The 19,029-nt window shown below is 46.1% G+C and carries 17 protein-coding genes; 11 read left to right on the forward strand and 6 right to left on the reverse strand.

Annotated features, from left to right (window positions below; genetic code table 11):
* Window positions 1–130: 130 nt before the first annotated feature.
* The gene (locus REIFOR_RS03250) at window positions 131–1,369 is read right to left on the reverse strand and encodes a type II toxin-antitoxin system HipA family toxin (RefSeq protein ID WP_100256197.1); all 1,239 of its coding nucleotides are present in this window, start codon (window positions 1,367–1,369) and stop codon (window positions 131–133) included.
* Window positions 1,370–1,371: 2 nt separating this feature from the next.
* Complete coding sequence (locus tag REIFOR_RS03255) at window positions 1,372–1,695, reverse strand: helix-turn-helix domain-containing protein (protein WP_100256198.1); 324 nt, start codon at window positions 1,693–1,695, stop codon at window positions 1,372–1,374.
* Between the two features lie 216 nt (window positions 1,696–1,911).
* On the opposite strand from REIFOR_RS03255, the gene REIFOR_RS03260 reads away from it, so the two are divergent.
* The 5 genes from REIFOR_RS03260 to REIFOR_RS03280 all read left to right on the forward strand — a co-directional run bounded on the left by REIFOR_RS03260 (window position 1,912) and on the right by REIFOR_RS03280 (window position 6,367).
* Window positions 1,912–2,274, forward strand: a complete 363-nt coding sequence (locus REIFOR_RS03260; protein ID WP_100256199.1) for an ABC transporter permease family protein — start codon at window positions 1,912–1,914, stop codon at window positions 2,272–2,274.
* Window positions 2,275–2,738: 464 nt separating this feature from the next.
* Entirely contained in the window at window positions 2,739–3,356 is a 618-nt protein-coding gene (locus tag REIFOR_RS03265; protein ID WP_100256200.1) for a UbiA family prenyltransferase, read from the forward strand.
* 302 nt (window positions 3,357–3,658) lie between these two features.
* The gene (locus REIFOR_RS03270) at window positions 3,659–3,928 is read left to right on the forward strand and encodes a type II toxin-antitoxin system TacA family antitoxin (RefSeq protein ID WP_145980217.1); all 270 of its coding nucleotides are present in this window, start codon (window positions 3,659–3,661) and stop codon (window positions 3,926–3,928) included.
* On the forward strand, window positions 3,921–4,406 hold the full coding sequence (locus REIFOR_RS03275) for a GNAT family N-acetyltransferase (protein WP_100256202.1): 486 nt from the start codon (window positions 3,921–3,923) through the stop codon (window positions 4,404–4,406). Before REIFOR_RS03270 ends, REIFOR_RS03275 begins: the two co-directional genes overlap by 8 nt.
* A gap of 368 nt (window positions 4,407–4,774) precedes the next feature.
* Complete coding sequence (locus REIFOR_RS03280) at window positions 4,775–6,367, forward strand: glycerol-3-phosphate dehydrogenase/oxidase (RefSeq protein WP_100256203.1); 1,593 nt, start codon at window positions 4,775–4,777, stop codon at window positions 6,365–6,367.
* Window positions 6,368–6,659: 292 nt separating this feature from the next.
* Here REIFOR_RS03280 and REIFOR_RS03285 read toward each other — a convergent pair whose 3' ends face one another.
* Together REIFOR_RS03285 and REIFOR_RS03290 are read right to left on the reverse strand one after the other, a co-directional pair.
* On the reverse strand, window positions 6,660–8,564 hold the full coding sequence (locus REIFOR_RS03285) for a sensor histidine kinase (RefSeq protein WP_100256204.1): 1,905 nt from the start codon (window positions 8,562–8,564) through the stop codon (window positions 6,660–6,662).
* A complete protein-coding gene (locus REIFOR_RS03290) occupies window positions 8,551–9,294 on the reverse strand; it encodes a response regulator (protein WP_100256205.1) in 744 nt (247 codons plus the stop codon). Before REIFOR_RS03290 ends, REIFOR_RS03285 begins: the two co-directional genes overlap by 14 nt.
* 325 nt (window positions 9,295–9,619) lie before the next feature.
* On the opposite strand from REIFOR_RS03290, the gene REIFOR_RS03295 reads away from it, so the two are divergent.
* From REIFOR_RS03295 to REIFOR_RS16745, 5 genes are all read left to right on the forward strand, one after another.
* Window positions 9,620–10,786 carry an extracellular solute-binding protein gene (locus REIFOR_RS03295; RefSeq protein WP_100256206.1) on the forward strand — a complete coding sequence of 389 codons (1,167 nt, stop codon included), beginning with the start codon at window positions 9,620–9,622 and terminating at the stop codon, window positions 10,784–10,786.
* Window positions 10,787–10,843: 57 nt separating this feature from the next.
* Window positions 10,844–13,033, forward strand: a complete 2,190-nt coding sequence (locus REIFOR_RS03300) for an ABC transporter permease (RefSeq protein ID WP_100256207.1) — start codon at window positions 10,844–10,846, stop codon at window positions 13,031–13,033.
* On the forward strand, window positions 13,030–14,088 hold the full coding sequence (locus REIFOR_RS03305; RefSeq protein WP_100256208.1) for an ABC transporter ATP-binding protein: 1,059 nt from the start codon (window positions 13,030–13,032) through the stop codon (window positions 14,086–14,088). Before REIFOR_RS03300 ends, REIFOR_RS03305 begins: the two co-directional genes overlap by 4 nt.
* Window positions 14,089–14,231: 143 nt before the next feature.
* On the forward strand, window positions 14,232–15,257 hold the full coding sequence (locus tag REIFOR_RS03310; RefSeq protein WP_100256209.1) for an extracellular solute-binding protein: 1,026 nt from the start codon (window positions 14,232–14,234) through the stop codon (window positions 15,255–15,257).
* A 549-nt stretch (window positions 15,258–15,806) separates the two neighbouring features.
* Complete coding sequence (locus tag REIFOR_RS16745; RefSeq protein ID WP_145980218.1) at window positions 15,807–16,178, forward strand: hypothetical protein; 372 nt, start codon at window positions 15,807–15,809, stop codon at window positions 16,176–16,178.
* 175 nt (window positions 16,179–16,353) lie between these two features.
* Here REIFOR_RS16745 and REIFOR_RS03320 read toward each other — a convergent pair whose 3' ends face one another.
* Window positions 16,354–17,568 carry a Y-family DNA polymerase gene (locus REIFOR_RS03320; protein ID WP_264371429.1) on the reverse strand — a complete coding sequence of 405 codons (1,215 nt, stop codon included), beginning with the start codon at window positions 17,566–17,568 and terminating at the stop codon, window positions 16,354–16,356.
* 31 nt (window positions 17,569–17,599) lie between these two features.
* On the reverse strand, window positions 17,600–18,007 hold the full coding sequence (locus tag REIFOR_RS03325) for a S24 family peptidase (RefSeq protein ID WP_227003749.1): 408 nt from the start codon (window positions 18,005–18,007) through the stop codon (window positions 17,600–17,602).
* A 153-nt stretch (window positions 18,008–18,160) separates the two neighbouring features.
* Here REIFOR_RS03325 and REIFOR_RS03330 point away from each other — a divergent pair, with 153 nt between their 5' ends.
* Window positions 18,161–18,613: an RES family NAD+ phosphorylase gene (locus REIFOR_RS03330; protein WP_100256213.1), complete on the forward strand. Its 453-nt coding sequence runs from the start codon at window positions 18,161–18,163 to the stop codon at window positions 18,611–18,613.
* The last annotated feature ends 416 nt before the right edge of the window (window positions 18,614–19,029 follow it).

Consider the following 19,029-nt stretch of genomic DNA (forward strand, 5'->3'; position numbering starts at 1 on the left):
TTCGATGTCTTGCCTTCTCGCCATAGTTGATCCTTCTCAATAGCAAGTTGATCAACCCATATAAGTTCTAGTGGTGCACTTGGAACTGGAATTCGCCTTTTGTTAACGCGGCTTATTTCGTGTTGCTGGGTTAGACATTGAATGCACTCGCCATATTCAGCTGTTCGCTGCGGCTAATATTGATAGAGTTTGCCACCGTTTTCCAGCGAGCAACACTTAACAGCACCTCATCTTTTATACGCTGAGCCTGTGACGTACTGAGTTGGAAAAATTCGATCACGTCCATCGCCAGCTCATAGCTGAGGCTGTTGTCATCTTCGGTGATATTCAGGTGCAGGCCGTTAGCGGGTGTTACCGGATTGATATCGTAAGCAGGGGATAGTAACCAGCCACCGTTACTGTAAATAAAGCCATGGTTTCTCAGGTGATCATCCGTATTCGACACAGCGATATTAAAGACTATGCGTCGCCACAGTTGCGCCAGGTCTTCTTTGGTGTTAGCTCCATGTTCAGTAATAAACTGCGCCAGCTCCAGGTAGCTTGCATCATAATCACCGTCGTAGTAGCCAAGCTGGGTCATCGCTGAGGTGAAATGTAAACGGTGCTCTGGCGTGCGGTCAAACCGCTTGGTGAGGAATGTATGATGGTGGCTGTTGAATTTTTCAATCCGGCATTCTGCCATCTGGATATCGGCACCCACGGCCAATTGGTAAACAACAAACTCCCAGGCGGCTATGTCATGATCATCGAGCTGGCTGGGAAATTTGGCTATCCACAAATGATTGTTTTCATCGACTACGCTGGCCTTGGGGCGAGCTCCCCCCAGGGAGGAGCCCGGAGACATCAACATGGTTAACCACTTTAAGTACTCCGCGTCGTCTGTATTATGGTTGTCTTCAACTTGTTGAGCCGCGTATTCGAGATCTCGTAGCGAAGAGATTGGCGGTGCTGCCAGCTTTTCGTCATTATCCAGAAACGCACCGTTCATTTCTCGCTTGAAACGCAATGCACCCAAGCGGTAAAGGTCATGTACGCCCAGCAGGTAATCTATTTCGTAGAGTAAATTTGGGCGGCGATCCTCTTTGCGTGCAATAATGGCTTCGCGGCGCTTCATAAGCAGTCTACCCCAGCGATCTGGGCAGGAGTCCAAGAAGGTTCTGAAGTTTTTGGAATTCTCGCTGTGCTGCGCTCCCGAATAGAGATTTAAGTCCGGATCAATTTTTTGCGCATAGGGAGACTGCAGCCAATCGTTGTCGTAGCTGAAGCTAAAATGCTCTTTGTTTTTGATCACAGAGGATCGCAGAGTACCCACCAGAATAGGCTCATCAAACGCTTCCCAGTCAGCAAAGACATAGACTACCGTACTCATTACTACTTACCTTTTTGTTTATTCATCAGTTTGATGTCCTGGAGTTTGCGGCCCAGTTCATCATCAATGGCAACCCTCGCAAAATCTTCCGTTAATCCCAGCACACTGAGTACGGCGACATAGTGACCGATAGACACTTTAGGATCTCCCTGTTCAATCTTGCGAATGGTCAGACGGCTTAACCCGGTTCTCTCTGAAATCAGAACCTGGGTATACCCTCTGCGTTTACAGGCCAGTTTAATATTGCCGCCAAGTTGCTCTAAAACCTTCCGGTTCTTGGGAAAGACAACAGCACTTCGCTTTGGATTTGATTCTGTTATGGGCACTATAATTACCAATTATTCAAATAATGATAAGTATAGGATTCATTTACCTTAAAGTAAATATAGTTTGTGGCACCTATGGTTTTCTTTTATGCGAGAAGTGGTAAGCATAAGTGCCATTGATCTTTTTTCGAGGAAAAAACGCCAGTACCCCAACTAGGTGGACTTTTTAGACTTGGCAAGGGCTACTCCTAGCCTGACACAGGGGGTGTGTCTTGATTGATAGCCTTAGGCCCCTCGGGTCTGCCCACGATCCAGGCCCTGGGCCTGCACAATGGCGGCCTGATCGCCTTTTTAGTGGCCAAACAGAGCGAACAGCTGGTGCTGCGCCAAGATACGGTACGCGGGCTGAATCGATATTTTTATGAGGTCACCCCACGGCTCTGCGGTCAGTTTATAACTCTGATGCACTATCGCTGGGAAGTGATACTGCGCGAAAGCGCTATTTTGGGCCTGCTGGGAGTGGCCACCCTGGGCTTCTATATCGATTCAGCCTTTGAGGAAATTCGCTTCGATCGCGCTGTTCTACTGATCATCGTTACCGCGCTGTTGAATATAGGTGTGTATTGCGGCCCCTGTTAGTCGTAGATCCACCCGTATCAAAATTCCAATTGGTTTTCTTCTAAGTAATGGATAACCTAATTATGTCTTAGGTAATCAAGATGTCTGTTAAGGCTGTTTACATATGATTATTCATTCCAGCCTCAAAAGTATAGAACGCAAGGGATGACACCAAAAGGATAATGCGATGCAACGTTTTTTCCCATCTGCTCTTTCAATGTTATTATTTCTCTAAATTAATTTCAACCCATCGCAGGCAGCCCATTCGGGCATTCATGTCGCAATTTAATTGAAACTATTTGATTTTTTAATTCACTAGTATGAATGAGTTAAATTGCTAAATGCACTATGAAATTTAAATTAACTATTGGTTTTTTCAATATTTATATCAACTGATTTTAAATTGTCTAGATAGGCTCTGTTGATGAATTCCATCAAAGCGCCCAGCCGAATTTTAACGTCTCGAAAGAAGCAAGGAAGAAGCTATGAGTGCCAATACATATGGATCACCAAGCAATACTGCGTCAAAGGGCCCAGCTAAAATATTTAGTTGGATTGAGCTATTTGGCGTTAAGGGCTATATTTCCAACCTAATTATCTTGCTCCCCGCGTTGTTCTATCGTGGCGATCATAGCAGCCTAAACTTGTTTATTGGCTTGGTATTATTTTGCCTACTGACTAGTGCGATTTCATGCCTAAACGCCCTTGGAGATGTGCTGTCTGATTTAGGTCACCCTAAAAGAAAAAATAAAGCACTACCTTCAGGTAGCGTAAGTGAAAAAACAGCCCAAATAGCTGTTATGGTTCTGCTGTTGGTTTTATGCCGACTTTCTTTCTTTCTGCCATTATCGACCATTCCATTTTTTATCCTTTACTTTGTTATCAATACTTTTTATTCAATTGGTGCGAGAAATGATCCAGGAATGAATGGCCTGTTAGTTTTCACTGGGATTATCATCAGGCTGTTTGTCGGGATTGAACTCGTAGATGCACCCAATGAAGCTGTATGGCTCATAATGCCTGTTGGTTTTTTGGTGTTGACCTTGGCAGTAGGGCAGCGTTTGGTCAAGCTCAAGGGAAAAGTGGCAATAGCTGATAAATGAAGGTAATGAATTTCAAGAGATTTCTATATGGAGTTCCGCCAAGACAACTACTGTGATTAATAACCTCTCAATTTTGGCTGAGATTAAAAAAGGGGGGATTACATTCTATATAGAAATACTATTCTGGAGGCTGCAAAGTACTGGGACTCCCCGTGCCTTTGGTAAAAGTACCCATTAAATCCCTAGAACCTTTAAAGGGTGCGTTGGCGGTTGTAGTGGTAGCCTAAAATATGCGCTTGCCCACCAATAATCGGTACGGTATATTACCGTATACGTAAATAGGCTGTATTGTGGAGGTTGGTTTGTCTACCACCGCTCGATTTGATTTAAAAATGAGTTTAGAAGAGAAAGAGGTCGTTGCTCGGGCAGCGGCTCTAGTCGGCACCACTATGGCAGCCTTCGTGCGTTCGGCAGCTAAAGAAAAAGCGCGTGAACTGTTAGATCGCGAAGCGCGCATCAGTATGTCAGCTCACGATTTTCAAGCATTTACCCAGGCGCTTAACGGCGAGTTTACGCCTAATGCAGCTCTGCAAACCGCCATGAGTGCGGCCCGTAAGGTTCGGCATGATTGAGGAACAATTGCTTGATCCTGAGCTTCATGACCGCAAGGCCTTTACCTCTGGTGTTGCCGAACTGGATGACTACCTGCAACGGTTTGCCGTTCAGCAAAGCAAAAAGGGTATTGCCGTGGTGCGCGTGCTTATCGATACGAACATGCCTGCAAACATACTCGGTTATTACAGTTTGAGTGCGGCTCAGGTTGAGGCTGTTCAAATGGACGAGCGGACACAGCGAACCCTACCGCGCTATCCGGTACCCTGTTTTCGGCTTGGGCGTTTGGCGACCCATTCGGCTGTCCGAGGGACTGGGTTGGGTCGAGTTCTGATGGGGTGTGCCGTTGAGCGTTGTTTGGAAGCTAAGAAACATGTGGCCGCCTTCGCACTGGTCGTCGATGCTAAGGGGGAGGGTGCGAGGTCGTTCTATGAACATTATGGTTTTACACCGTGCCGCGATGATCCAATGACCCTCTATCTTTCATTGGGGCCATGACCCAAGCAACTCTATCAGTGTACTAAAAATACTCCACACGGTTTAAGAATGGACCTCCAGTAATCTGCTGGTTTGGCTCACGTTAATTGGCCAAACTGCGACCAATGCGAATCGGATTACATGCTGCCTCACTAAGCCACCGAACGACACCGTTCGCTTAAGACCCAAACACAACCTGCCATCGTTCCTCTTCACGCTCTTCTACCCGTTATCCCAGTCATATGGACCCCCATACCGGCATTTATCAATAAAGCCCATATGTTCGTTATTCGCCTAAACGAACATATAAGGAAAACCCTTTGTCAAAACCGAAGGTCCGCGTAAGGTACTAGTCATACAAACACAGACAGTAGTTTAGGAGCAGGGCAATGAGCACGGACAAAGCGGGTTTAGCAGCGACACAGGCTTGGGTGAGAGCCGATCAAAAGGCGGCGATGGCCAATCAAAGTGTCGATGTACTGGTCATCGGTGGCGGTGCTTCCGGTGCAGGCGTGTTTCTCGATGCCTTGAGCCGTGGCCTGAGTGCCGTGCTGATTGAAAAGCAGGACTTTATGGCCGGCACCTCAAGCCGGTCAACCAAGTTGGTGCACGGTGGTGTGCGCTATTTAGAGCAGGCCGTGCAGCAGCTCGACCCGGGTAAATATCAACTGGTTAAGGAAGCTTTGTCGGAACGTAAGCGGATGTTAGCAATGGCGCCGCACCTGGCTTGGCCCATTAATCTCATTACACCCGTGAAGAGCCTAATCGGTTTACCCTATTTTCGCGTTGGCCTAGGTGTATACGACTTCCTGTCCGGTAGTGAGAAGATTGGTCCGTCTCGGATGGAAAATAAAAAAGCCCTGCACGAGATCTGCCCCGACCTAGATTTGAAGCCATTAGCCGGTGGCGTCAGCTACTTCGACGGTCAGTTCGATGATGCCCGTTTCGGTGTGGCCATGCTGCGCACCGCGCTAGAAATGGGTGGACACGCCCTAAACTATGCCGCCATTACCGGCCTGATCCATGAGGATGGACTGGTAGTGGGCGCTCACTGCAGCGACCTAATGGCCGATGACGTCGAGGCTGGCGATGCTGCTTTCAGCATCCATGCCAAAGCGGTGGTGAACTGTACCGGACCCTGGAGCGATACCTTACGCACTATGGCCGACCCCGAATGCAAACCGGTGATGTCGGTTTCCAGCGGTGTCCACCTGGTGATCGATCGCGATCTGTTACCGACAGGTCGTGGCATTTTAATTCCCGAGACCGAAGACGGACGCGTGCTGTTCTTGCTGCCCTGGTTGGGTAAGACGCTTATCGGGACTACCGATGATCCGGCGCAGCTGTCGATGACCCCGACGGTATCCGATGATGAGATCGACTATATCTTGCGTACCGCTAACAGCTGGCTCAGCCGGCCGATCTTGCGCAGTGAAGTGAGCGCCAGCTGGTCTGGCCTGCGACCCTTGGTGGCCGATACCGATTCCGAAACCACCTCGCAGTTATCGCGTGAACACGTGGTGATTAATAACAAGGGTCTGATCAGCCTAACCGGTGGCAAGTGGACTACTTGGCGCAGAATGGGCCAAGACTGTATCGATTTCGTCTTGAAGAACAGCACGCTGACCGCCAAGCCTTGCGGCACGCCCGGCATGTTTCTGGCCGGTGCTCAGGGCGATGCCGCTGCAGCCTGCGCTGCATTGGCTCATTTGCCAGCCGACATTCAGGCGCATCTGTGGCAAGCCTATGGCGACCGGGCTGCACAGGTTTTGGCGTGCGGGTCAGCCGAACGGCTGGTCGCCGGTGAGGTCTATATAGAGGCAGAATTGCAGTGGATTGTGCAGCAGGAAGGTGCCTGCACCGTTGAGGATGTATTGAACCGCCGCTTACGCGTTGGTATGCTCGATGAGCGCGTCGCCGCTGAAATGGCGCCGCGCGTAGCTGAATTGTTGGCGCAAGCACAGACTGCTGTGCCGGCCTAACGCTAAATATATTGGGTCCACGCTTGTTAAGTCGACCTTGGGTAGGCTAAACCGAAGGCCCAATCGAAACGAATGATCAAGCCCCATTTTTGTCCGTCAAAAAAAGCCGTTATGAGAGATGCTCCGTTATATCTGCAACCAATACGGTGAGCAGTAGGAGCACCTCATTCAATATCGGTTCTCTTCGGGTAGGTTGAAGAGCTAGACGAGCCCAGCTTTCCAGTCTGCCGTCGACGAGGTATATACAGGCACTGCAGGCTGACACTAGGTGTGAATCTAATAGCTCGTCATTTTATGGAAACTGTAAAACCACCGAAGTACCCTGACCTTGCTCACTAAATATTTTAACCTTACCACCGCATTGCTTCATAAACCCATATACCATGCTCAAGCCAAGGCCGGAACCGCCACTGCTTTTATTAGTCGTGTAAAATGGTTCAAATACCTTGTCTAAGTTCTCGGGTTTTATGCCGCAACCCTCGTCGGTAACCGTTAGTGATACTCGACCCTTGCGGTCTACGTCGACCGTTAGTGATATTGTTCCTGCAGCCTCCTTATAGGCATGCTTGCCGTTTAAACAGAGATTTAATACACAGCTCTCTAGCAGCTCTGCATCGGCCCTGACTAATAGCGGTTGATGATATAACTTTGCGTTAAGTTGTATGTCTTCACCTAACGAAAATTCGAGCAAATCAAACATACCAGAAACTGTCTCGTTAACATCAAGTAAATCGATATTGTGTTTCTTCTCTCCGCCAAAAGCCAACAGTCGGTCTGCCAGGTTTAAGCTTCGTTCCCCGGCGAAAAGTGCACGGTCTATCAGGTTGGTGTCACTCTTGTTAGTGAGGGTTTTAGATGTTCGCAGTGCTTTTAGGCAACCGATAACAACAGAATTCATATTGATAGAATCATGGGCCAGTTGGCCAGAAATTTGACCAAAATGTCGCAGTCGCAGATTACTAGTGTGTTCGCTGGTCTCGTCCATTAACAGATAATAACTAAAGCCTGACTGCAATTGGGCCCTAGCCTGAATAGTATATTGGCATAAATATTCATCATCAATTAGTATTTTTAAATCGCGGGAATCAAAATCGACACTAACTATAGTATCTTGATTTTTAAGTGTAATTAGGTGCTCGTTAATTTCGTCTTTGAGTATGTTTCCTGCTAGGTGGACTTTTTCTAAATGGTCCACGATGACCCAGTTTATTTCGTTCGATAGGTAAAGTTCGTTGAGCATGCTAATTGAGAGGCTAACCCTATCCAAACTTAAATTTTTGTTCGTGGTTAACATCGATGAAGGCACATTTGATCGTATATTTCCTTCAACTCGGCTTAATAAATTCCAAAGGCTGAGTAGGGCTTGTTTCGATATTAGCCAATAGATTGAGTAGAAAAACAAGATTAGCAACAAGGCCGAATAAAAGTAAATGCTGATTTTTTTTATTGAATTTGCGGTGCTTTTTGCCGGCAGTTGCACATCATTGAGAGAGTCAGATATTTCCTCTAGATTATGGGTAATATTCATTACCTTTGACTTAATTTGGGACGCATTTAAAACCATGCGTTCTTTTGTTTGATAGTAACCATCTTTTCCTGTTACTAAATAATCAAATTCAATTAATGGATAGTTTACTTGCGGAATATCACTGGTCTTGACTGAATTCTTGTTCTTCAGGTATCGCCGCCGTGCTTCGTTTAAGCTAAATATGCTGTCGAGGTCTTTTATGGCTAAATAATAACGGCCGACTAGCGTAGTTAATAGTTCTCCGTCTATGATATTAAGTTGTCCTTTTAAGGTATTCAAACGTGTCGCTACAGTCATGCCTTCTTCTAAAAGAACAGTCAGTTCAGCTTGGGTTCCCTCAAGTGCAGATATCCGCATATCAAAATCACCATGAAATTCATCATGATTTTTTAGCGATACAGATGCCTTATTCAATTCAACTAAATAATTTCCGAGAGTTGTTAGTTCAGAGGCGAGCTTAAAGGGTGAATATGAGTGCTGCAGCGAAACCGATGAATTGACGGCACTCTTTAATACAATATTGGTTCTATAGATGTCGAGTTCTAGCTCTACTTGGGATGTGGCCCTGGCTATATAATGAAATGCAGATATGGATAAGATATTTAGTACGAAGAAGGCCAAGACAAATAGGCGAAGAGAGTTTCTCAGATTTATTCTAAACGGAGTCATTTTTATTGTGACCTATAGAAAAGATATAGCCGCGATTTCGTCGTGTTAACAAAAACTTCGGTTTGGAAGGAACCTCTTCGATTTTCCGTCTAATTCTGAGAATTAGCACGTCAATACTGCGATCTAGCGGGCTAATAGTGTCCGAGCCAATGCCCTCAAGCAGCCTTTGACGATCTACAACTGTATCGGAATTCTCTATCAAGAATTCTAATAAATTATATTCAGTATTTGTAAGCTCTATGTCCCCACGATCCTCATGGATTAGAGTCCTGTCGGAGTAGTGCAGATGAAACTTGCCGAACTTCGGGCTAACAACGGTCGGCTTTGAAGATCTATGGTTTACGCTGGGTTGTAAGATTTTTGGCGTATGGCGTCTTAATAGTGCGCGTATTTTGGCCAATAATAACCTAGGATTGATTGGTTTCTCCATGAAATCGTCAACTGCCATTTCCAACCCGATAACTTTCTCTGTGTCTTCCTTGTTAGCCGATATCATAATGATGGGGAAGTCGTGCCGTTGCCGCAATTGGCTAGCAATGGTGAGTCCGTTTTCCCGTCCCAACATTAGATCGATTATTACGAGATCAACTGTCTGGCTGGCGATCGCGGTAATAAGTTCATCACCGGTTGAGCAAACAACTAGTTGATATTCGTATTCAGCCAGGTATTCACTCAAGAATACGCGGATTTCTGGATCGTCATCTAAGATGCATATAGTCGAAGTCGTCATAAGAGTTACTTATATTCCGAAGGTGAACGATTATAAAGGACGTTATTGTTATATCTATGAGCCTGTATATCGATATCTGGAGTATCTCAACATTTCATATGAAATACTGATTTTGACATATTTGTAACTTTATAATATTAAATGTAACTTTTCAAACAAAATAGCAACATCAGGATCGAAATTAAATATACTTTCCCCCTACGCTCTAGATCGATAATTTTCCTAACAAAACTAATCGAAGAAATGTTTTATTTTAGTGGATTTTCCCTGAGTATGAACTTACTCGCCATTTGTCGAGAAATACGAGATTATAAAGGTGAAAATAATGATAAAAACAAAGCTATTTATGTCAATACTATTTGCATCCCTAAGTACCTATACGTTGGCCGCCAATACCCATTCTATGGATTCAGATAAGGGTTACTTAGATGGCATCAATGGTAACCTAGTTACTTATTGCGCCGCTGATGAAACGGCATGCAAGGCAGTGATTGATATGTTCAATGCCGATGTTGCAGCTGCAAACTCATCGGGAAGTTTTGAGGCCAAATTTGTTCGTTTGAGTACCAGCGAAATGCTTGCTCGTGTTAAAGGCGAATTAGAAAAATCGGCCCAAGCGGTAAAGCGCAAGTGCAAAGATATGTCTGGTGATGCACTAGAAACATGTAAAGAAGCGACCTATAAAGCAAAAGTGGATGTCGCTTTTTACGGCACCGACGATCCATATAAAGCGTCCCTCGAAGATGATTTATTTTCACCATATGACTACGCAAGCGCAGGGGATACCCATCCGTGGGCTGCTGATTTGACCGCAGCCAGTGACAGTCGATTGGGCGGCCTGTACCTAGGATTACTAGCTATGGGTGTCAATACCGAACTTGCTGCAAAGGCCGGCGTAGACATCCCCCAATGTTGGGCAGATCTCGCTAAAAGTGACTATGACGATTCGGTAACAATCGCTAATTGGAATACATCGGGCACTGCCTATAAGTTTGCGGCTACTGTTCTTCAGGCATTCGGTAGCGAAGAAGCCGGCTGGGAGAAAGTCATAGAAATACACCAGAGCATTAACCAATACACGAAGTCTGGCTCAGCGGGCGTGAAAATGGCGGCTCGAGGCGAGACAATGGTTGGTATCGGTTTTGGTCATGACATCGTTGCGTTAATGCAGCAAGGCTTCCCCATTGAACTTGTCGCGCCTTGTGAAGGTGTATTATATGAGATTGGGCCGGTTGGTATTGTCCGTGGTGCTCCTAACCGAGATGCTGCAGAAGCCTTCGTGCAATATTTGTATGAACCGTCAACCCAAGAAGTCTTGGCTTCAGTAGGGTCACTTCAATTCCCATCGAATCTAAATGCGGCAGTACCAGACGGCGCTCCAGCAATGGAAAACTTCAAGTTGCTAGTGTCCGATCCATCTTTTTCTGAAAAAGATAAGAAAAATCAGATCATTAAAAAATGGACTGACGAAATCTTCCCTCTTCCACGATAGTTAATTGTTTTGGGCGGCTTAGGCCGCCTTTTTCTTCAATAACGTCAGGAGAGTTCCATGAACGTTAGGCTTCAACATCTAATATTGCTATTAGTTGTTCTTTTTATAATGCCCTGGTATGAATTTACCGATGGTTTCTTTAATTTTAGCTGGTTGAGCTTGGGCTATTTTGTTGCAGAGGAGTCTGCCCCCCTTTACTTCCAGATGGTCGGTCACGAAAAAGTATGGCTGTACTTGGTTTCGGGACCGTATGTCCTGTTAGCACTTGCAAACGCCTTTACGCGGAAACTCCGCTCGGATTATGAAGCAAACATTCATTTAGGACTTGCAGCATTGGGGCTACTTGCCTTAATGATGCAAGGTATGTTGATTAACGACTTTGGCCCAGTTTTCTTGGCCTTAAATGCCTTTTTGCCGATAGACGCCTACCAAATTGGTATGGGGTATGGCGCACTATTGTTGTCGGTCATCTATATTTATTACGTTGCCTCAGCATTCGCTCATAAGGGTATGATGAAAGGGGACCTTTTTTCGACCTATGCCCTTTTCCTGATTGTTTTCTTGGTGTCGGTATTTGTTATTTTTCCGGTGCTCAATATCCTATCTCGAGCTTTTTTAGATTCCGACACGGGTTACTCTATTACGGTTTTTTCCGAACGCATATTCAATAGTAATATTTGGGGCCTGGGCTGTATAGGCATTGGTAGCGGGTACTGCGGTGTCGCTACCGCTACGGCATTCCTTGCGGTTATGACTGGTCTGAGCACCACGACACTTGGACTTTGTTTTGCCCTTGTTATTACTCGGACTGACTTTAAGTGGCGAGGTCGCCTGAAAGCACTGAGTTTATTACCTATTATCACTCCGCCATTTGTTGTTGGCATGGCGTTAATAATGCTCTTGGGACGTTCTGGAATAGTAACCAAGTTCATTGAATCGACCTTTGGGATTGAACTGGGCGGCTGGATCTATGGTTTTTGGGGCTTATGGATAGCACAGACGTTGGCCTATACCCCTATTGCCTTTATGGTACTAATTGGCGTGGTTCAGGGAGTAGGGCCATCCTACGAGGAAGCTTCCACAACGTTAAACGCAACGCCCTTGCGAACCTTTAGGTTTGTCACCTTACCCCTAATAAGACCTGGGCTCGCAAATGCATTCTTGTTGGGCTTTGTGGAAAGCATGGCTGATTTAGGCAATGCCTTATTGATAGGAGGCGACTTCCCGGTCTTATCTGCGCAGATTTTCTATGCAGTAGCGGGCGCTTCATCGAGTACCGGTAAGGCTGCGGCACTGGTTGTCTCTTTGTTGGTATTCACCATAACCGCATTCCTAATACAACGTTACTGGGTTGGTCGGAAAACCTACGCAACAGTAACCGGGAAAGGGGATGGTGGGTCCAATCAATCCTTGCCAAAATGGGTGAAGAATGTCTCCGTTTCCGTAGCGCTATTCTGGTCGGTATTTACCGTTTCAATTTATGTGTTGATTTTAATGTCGGGTTTCGTAGAGACGTGGGGCTCAGATTACTCGTTAACTTTTAAACACTACATAACCGCCTTCGACTTCAATATTGTTAATAGCCATCTAATTGCTACCGGGGTTGCTTGGGATTCTCTAATCACTACCCTATGGTTAGCGTTATTAGCGATGCCTTTAACAACAGCGATGGGGCTCGCGACCGGCTATTTACTGACGCGGCAGAACTTTGCCTTTAAGTCAGCCTTTGAGTTTTCCACGATGCTGAGCTTCGCGATACCGGGCATTGTTATCGGGTTTTCATATGTTGTTGCCTTCAACCAAGCACCCATCGACCTAACCTATACTGGGATTATTATTGTTGTGTGCTTTATGTTCCGAAACATGCCCGTCGGCGTTCGCTCGAGTATTGCAGCGTTGAAGCAATTAGATCCAGGGTTAGATGAGGCCTCTTTTACCCTCGGGGCATCAAACCTGAGATCTATAAGGACAGTCATCCTGCCCTTAATCAAACCTGCGGTGTTTTCGGCGTTGGTTTACAGTTTCATTCGTTCGATTACCAGTGTCAGCGCCGTTATATTCCTTGTCAGCGCAGACTACAATTTAGCCTCTGCCTATATTATTGGTCTGGTCGAGAACAACCAATTCGGCGTGCCAATTGCCTACTCAACAACCCTTATAGCGATTATGGGTATTGCTATTTTCGGACTTAATCAGCTTGTCGGTAAGAGAACGCTTTTTAAACCTTTAACCAATGGTGCATCATGAGTAATAAAGTAGAGTTTAAAAATGTCGGTAAATCCTTTAATGGTCAACCTGCTGTCTCAAATGTTAACTTTTTAATTAATGATGGCCAGCTTGTTACCCTCTTAGGCCCATCGGGCTGTGGCAAGACAACGACATTAAGGATGGTCGCGGGTTTAGAACTTCCGTCCGAAGGTTCCATATTCATAGGTGACGACGATGTTACTCGAGTGAGTGCGGCGCAACGAAGTGTCGGCATGGTATTCCAATCGTATGCCCTGTTTCCCCATATGACGGTAATGGATAATGTCTGCTATGGGCTATTGGCCAATAAGGTTAAAAAAGAATTGGCGGTTATATTGGCTACCGAAGCTCTGGATAAGGTGGGCATGAAGCAACTTGTCGCTCGTCATCCCAGTGAGTTGTCTGGAGGCCAGCAGCAGCGGGTCGCTATTGCGCGTTCTTTGGTCACTCAGCCCAAGGTATTGCTGTTTGACGAGCCGTTGTCGAATTTAGATGCCAAGCTGCGGCGCAAGGTTCGGCAAGATATTCGGGATCTTCAGCGAGACATTGGCGTAACCTCAGTTTATGTGACCCACGATCAAGAAGAGGCGTTGGCGATCTCCGATGAGATCATTGTCATGGAGCAGGGTCGGATCAAGCAGATAGGCACGCCGAAGGCACTCTATAACAGCCCTAACAGTCGATTTGTAGCGGATTTTATTGGCGATACCAACATAGTTACCTGTGAAGCGCTTAAGTTGAATGACAACGGAACAACCAAACTGACCCTAGAAGGCGCCGAATTCGAACATTCAAAGCGGCTAGTAGCTAAAGAGAGCTATTGTCTATCGATACGCCCGAGTGCAATTAGGCTATTTACAGCCAACGTTGGCAACTCCATAAAGGCGACTGTCTTGTCATCAAGCTATTTGGGTGGCCATAAGGAATATAATCTACGCACGGACGCGGGGCAGGAGCTGTTTGTTGTTGACCATTCCTTTGACGATCAGTTGTCAGAAGGTGCCGTTGTCTATGCCACTATAAACGGTCTAGGTGCTTCAGTAGTCGATGAGTAAAGATCAATTGATCTATATTCTCTCGCTCGAGCATGGTAGCCTCACCAAAATACAGTCATTAATAAGTGTTCGAGAGGCGGATCAAGTTTACTTATGTTAAATCCTAAAGAAGATGAATTTTAGAAAGAGTAGGGATAATACATATGATTAAATTATTTAAAAACTTGCTCTGTCTGAGTCTGATAAGCGTATTCTCATTTTTTCCTACAAGCGTCTCCTTTGCCAATAATAGTATGCAGACAGATTTTGTTATTGCCTGCAGCATTGTGCAGCGACATTGCGACCTGATTGCGAATTCCTTTAGTAAATTCGCAAATGTAAATGTTGCAACCGTAAAATTCAGTTCAGGCAGAATGAACGAGGAGTTAAGGTCAGAGACTAATGATATCGATGCATGGATTGGGGGTACCGCTGAGCATCATCTTTTAGCGGCCAAAAATAATCTTACACGACGTATTTTCCCAACGGAACTCCGTTCCTTGGTCGAATGGTCGGTTGACGTCTGGAAAAACAGTGATAACAGAGCGATAGGCTTGTATTCAGGCACACTTGGTTTGGTATCGAACACCAAACTATTGAGAATCAAGGATGTTCAACCACCGGAATGCTGGTCTGATTTAGCCTTCGCTCGATACAAGCAAGATATTATACTGCCGAATCCTAATAAATCTGGCACCGGATATATGCTCATCGGTTCCTTATATCAAATATATGGCCATAAAGAAGCCAAGGAACTTTTTAAGGGGATTTCTGGAAATATTAAGGAACAAATTGGCAGCGGCCATGATGCGCTGCTCACTATCGCGAATGGTGAGGCTATGGTTGGCGTTGGCTTTGCACATGATGTGAAAGTTCTGCAAGAGGAGGGGCATGATATTCAGTTTACCAACCCATGTGAGGGTGGTAGTCAAGAGATTGGTGCCGCGAGCCTAAGTTCCCAATCAACCAAGACAAACACTGGGGATATGTTTATCGACTTTTTGTTAAGTTCAGAACTCCAAAATGAACTGGCAAACTCAAATTTTTATCAATCTTTGTCGAATATAAATACCCGATCCTCAAAAATTTATACCGAATATTTTCCTGGTAAATCTATTGATTATCAAATGTATTTTTTCGCTCAAGATCAGATTCGAAAAGATATGTTACGTTACTGGAACGGTAGTTGAGTTATCTGCAATTATCGAATAATAATACAATCCATCTCGCCCCTGTGTTGCTTATTTGCTGAGTAGCTATCGCTAGAAGAATAACTACCGTTTATCGAAAGGCCATTAGGTTGATCTTTAGTCTGCTAGCTTGGCCGGAAACGCATGCACACTGTTAATAGTATTGAATAAGCTATTTCAGCTGGGAAATTAGAGCTGTCTAGATGGAATGTGACGCGTTACATTTGTGCATGAAAAACCTGCTTTAAAAACTATCTGATAGTTTAAGATTTTATATTAAGGGTGACAATATATTGAATCTGCTTGCGTATCCTATTTGTCAGTAATTAGTCAGTATCAAACCGCATCTAAAATCCAACCCGCTTAAGGTCTTTTTTACGCCTACTAAATTGACAGGAGTTCGTGTGAACGACAGACTGTTGACTCTGCAGAAGATATCGAGTTCTTGACGATTGAGGAAAGCCCGCACCTAGGGAAGTGGTGGTCGAGCAATAAGCCATTAGGCAGAAGCGCGATAGGAATAGTACAAATAATGATAAAGGAAATAATATGGAATGTTTTTATCATCAAGGTAATCAGGCCTGCGGCGTATGCAAGTCGTGCAATCGAGGCATTTGTAGAGACTGCGCTTCTGAGGTGATTAACGGTTTAGCCTGTAAAGATAAATGTGAGTCAGAAGTGATTGAATTAAATAGAATGATATCTGGATCTCAGGAGATTGAGGATTCTGCAAAGGCCATGATTAAAAGCGTAAGTGTAATATCAGGAGATTTATTTAACCTGGCAATTGGCATTTTGTTTCTTGGTTATGGAATTTATGATGACATGGACTTTATTTTATACTTAGGCGTGTTGTTCATGTTATTTGGCTTTGTGGGTTTAATTCGAACATGGAGATCTAAAGTTGCCCGTGATGCCTAAACAAAGCCTAAATTTTATATGAGTTTTTAAGGTGGGGAGTTAAAACGATATATGCCCTTAAAAGCTGGGCTACCGACTAAATCAACATATATCGTTTTGCTTAAGAAGTTGATCCACACATACGCCAAAGCACAAGGAAAGACCATAGACTTTGGCGCCACCGAGATGGTATTCACTACTCGCATCTTATAATCGGTATATCCCGCCATCGAGTCGTATACTGCGGCGACAAAAACTCCCTGCGCATCGAGAATTTCTGGTCAAATCCCTTAGCCGCCAGGTGCATGGTATTGCGACCGTAGCGGCCGTTTATGCTGTCCATGCAGGCCATCAAACCTCTGTCGTCCGGCGTCGGGTGAAACAAATCAAATTGCTGTCGGTGCATCGGGCTGATATCCAATAGGCCCACCCCGCATCGATAATACGGAATGCCGAAGCGAAACAGCTGGTCCATGGCCGATGAGATAGCCGCCAATAGGGCTCGGGTATCGGATGTGGGGATGGTGAAGCTGATGTGAGTCGACTTGCGCTGGAATCCGGTTTTGTCATGGGGTGAATTTGACGCGAAGATCATCATGGCGCCGGCAACACTGGCCTGGCGGCGGAGCTTGGCGCCGACGATCTCGGCATGGGCGGCAAGGGCTGCCTTGAGCTCGGCCCGCTCCGTAATGCGATTGCCAAACGAACGGGTGCTGAAGATCTCCTTCTTAGGCGAACGCACCTCATCCCAGGACATCCGTACCTCACCATTGAGCTCTAGCACCGTGTTCTCGACCAGTATTGAGAAGCGCTTGCGCATCCGCCTTGGGTCTTGCTCAGACAGCGTTAGGGCGTCGATGATGCCGAGGTCGTTGAGTCGGGCACCTATCCGTTTGCCAATACCCCAGACATCGGTCACCAGCATATTAGAGAGTACATGGCGGCGGACGGTATCCCCGTCTATCACGGCGAGCCCACGGAACCCGTTGATCCGTTTTGCCGCATGGCTCGCGGCCTTGGCCAGGGTCGGCGTTGGGCCAACGCCCACCCCCGTTGGCAGTCTTACCTCATCCCATACGGTCCTGCGGATCAAGCGGGCGTGTTCGTACCAAGTTTGGCCCGGCGGCTTATAGCCGCCGTAAAACAGGAAGGCCTCGTCGATGGAGTAGATGTGCATCTCGGGTGCAAAGCGCGCACAGGTATCCATCATGCGTTGACTGAGGTCGGCATAAAGCTCGTAGTTCGACGAGCGCACAATGGCGCCCGCAGCCACCAACTGGTCCTTGGCCTGAAAATAGGGCACGAATTTTTTTAAACCCAGACGCTTGGCAATGCCACACAGGGCGACCACCTGGCCGTCATTATTGGTCAAAACCACCATCGGTTTGTGCCGACTCGCGGGATCAAACACCTTTTCGCAAGCGGCATAGCAGCCGTTAACGTCAACCAGGGCGAACAGAAAAGGTCTCCTTCAAGGGCTTGTGCAGTCTAACCGAGCGGATTACCACGCCTTCAATCTCAAACACATCGTCCTCGGCAATCCTATGGGGTTTGGTGTTCGCAGCCGTTACCTCCAACGTGCGCTGGGCGATGTTAAAGATCTTACAGACAAACTCACCGTTCAGATTGGCTACTATGATGTCGCCTTGCTTCGGCTTGAGGGCCCGGCTGACAATGAGCAAATCGCCATTAAATATGCCCACACCCATCAGTGAATCGCCCTGGGCCAGGCCAAAATAGGTGGCCGAAGGGTGTTCGATCAGCAGGCTGTCTAGATCCAGTGAACTTTGCGTATATTCCGCACCGGGGGATTCAAAGCCCTTAATGCCGCCTGTTTTCGGGGTTGTCAATGGATTTACCACCTAACTACTGTATGGATATCCAGTATGGTAGCACAGTATTTTGCTAATCGAGTCGCCTTTTTAACACGCAAGCACCGAAGCTGGCGCTCGGGAAATCGACCAGCTAATCGGACGCATTGAGCACGGGGTCTTCAGCTGACCATGGCGGGTTGGCGCATTGTAAAGCTTAAATATGCCCAATCAATTGATGACATGATGTCCTGTGAGGGCGCCTACCTATTCGGCGGGCGCTGGAACTCGCGTGGTACCAGAATGGTTTATTTGGGTTCATCGATTGCCCTGGCGGCGTTTGAGATCCTAGTGCACACGAATAGATCGAGCCAGATAGGGTCCTATAGCAAGCTAAAGGCGTCATTCACGGCAGAGCAGCTGATGATTCTTGACGAGCACAGCTTACCGGGCAATTGGGCCGAGCCCTCGATGTATAGCTCAGTTGCTAAATTTGGCGATGCCTGGGCCGAGTCCGGTTCATTCGTGGTCTTGCAGGTGCCAAGTGCCTCCCCTGACCCGCACTCACACCCGGCCAACAGGGGCGACATTAAAACCTATGGCTCTGACCTTTTTGATTTATCTGTCGTTTCGATGATTTTTTAACAACACCCAGACAACGAACAGATTGTAATTAAACTGGTTTGACCAACTAAATTTTTATCACTGTGGAGTGGTAATAAGCCTTGGGTGGATAAAAAATTGTCAGTAAAGATAACTTGTAATTTATGAAAATGAAAAAATAGATTAATTATACTTAATTCAACATTTATCTCGAAACGAAGGGCTCCTGGCCTACCGCAGAGATAATCACCAGTCATACCGCAGATAAGTGCCCCGATAGGTTGTACTTTTTCTAAACGATCAGCATGGTCCATGGTCTTAGGTACATTGTTCGAATTTAAAGCAAGGTTCTCAATATTGTTCGGCTACTCGATTTAAACCAATATAGGCCATTGTAATAATTTTAATTATTGATTAGTCTCAAGGAAGTTAAGAAAAACCAGCTTGCATCATGTTTG

Source organism: Reinekea forsetii, assembly GCF_002795845.1.
GTDB lineage: Bacteria > Pseudomonadota > Gammaproteobacteria > Pseudomonadales > Natronospirillaceae > Reinekea > Reinekea forsetii.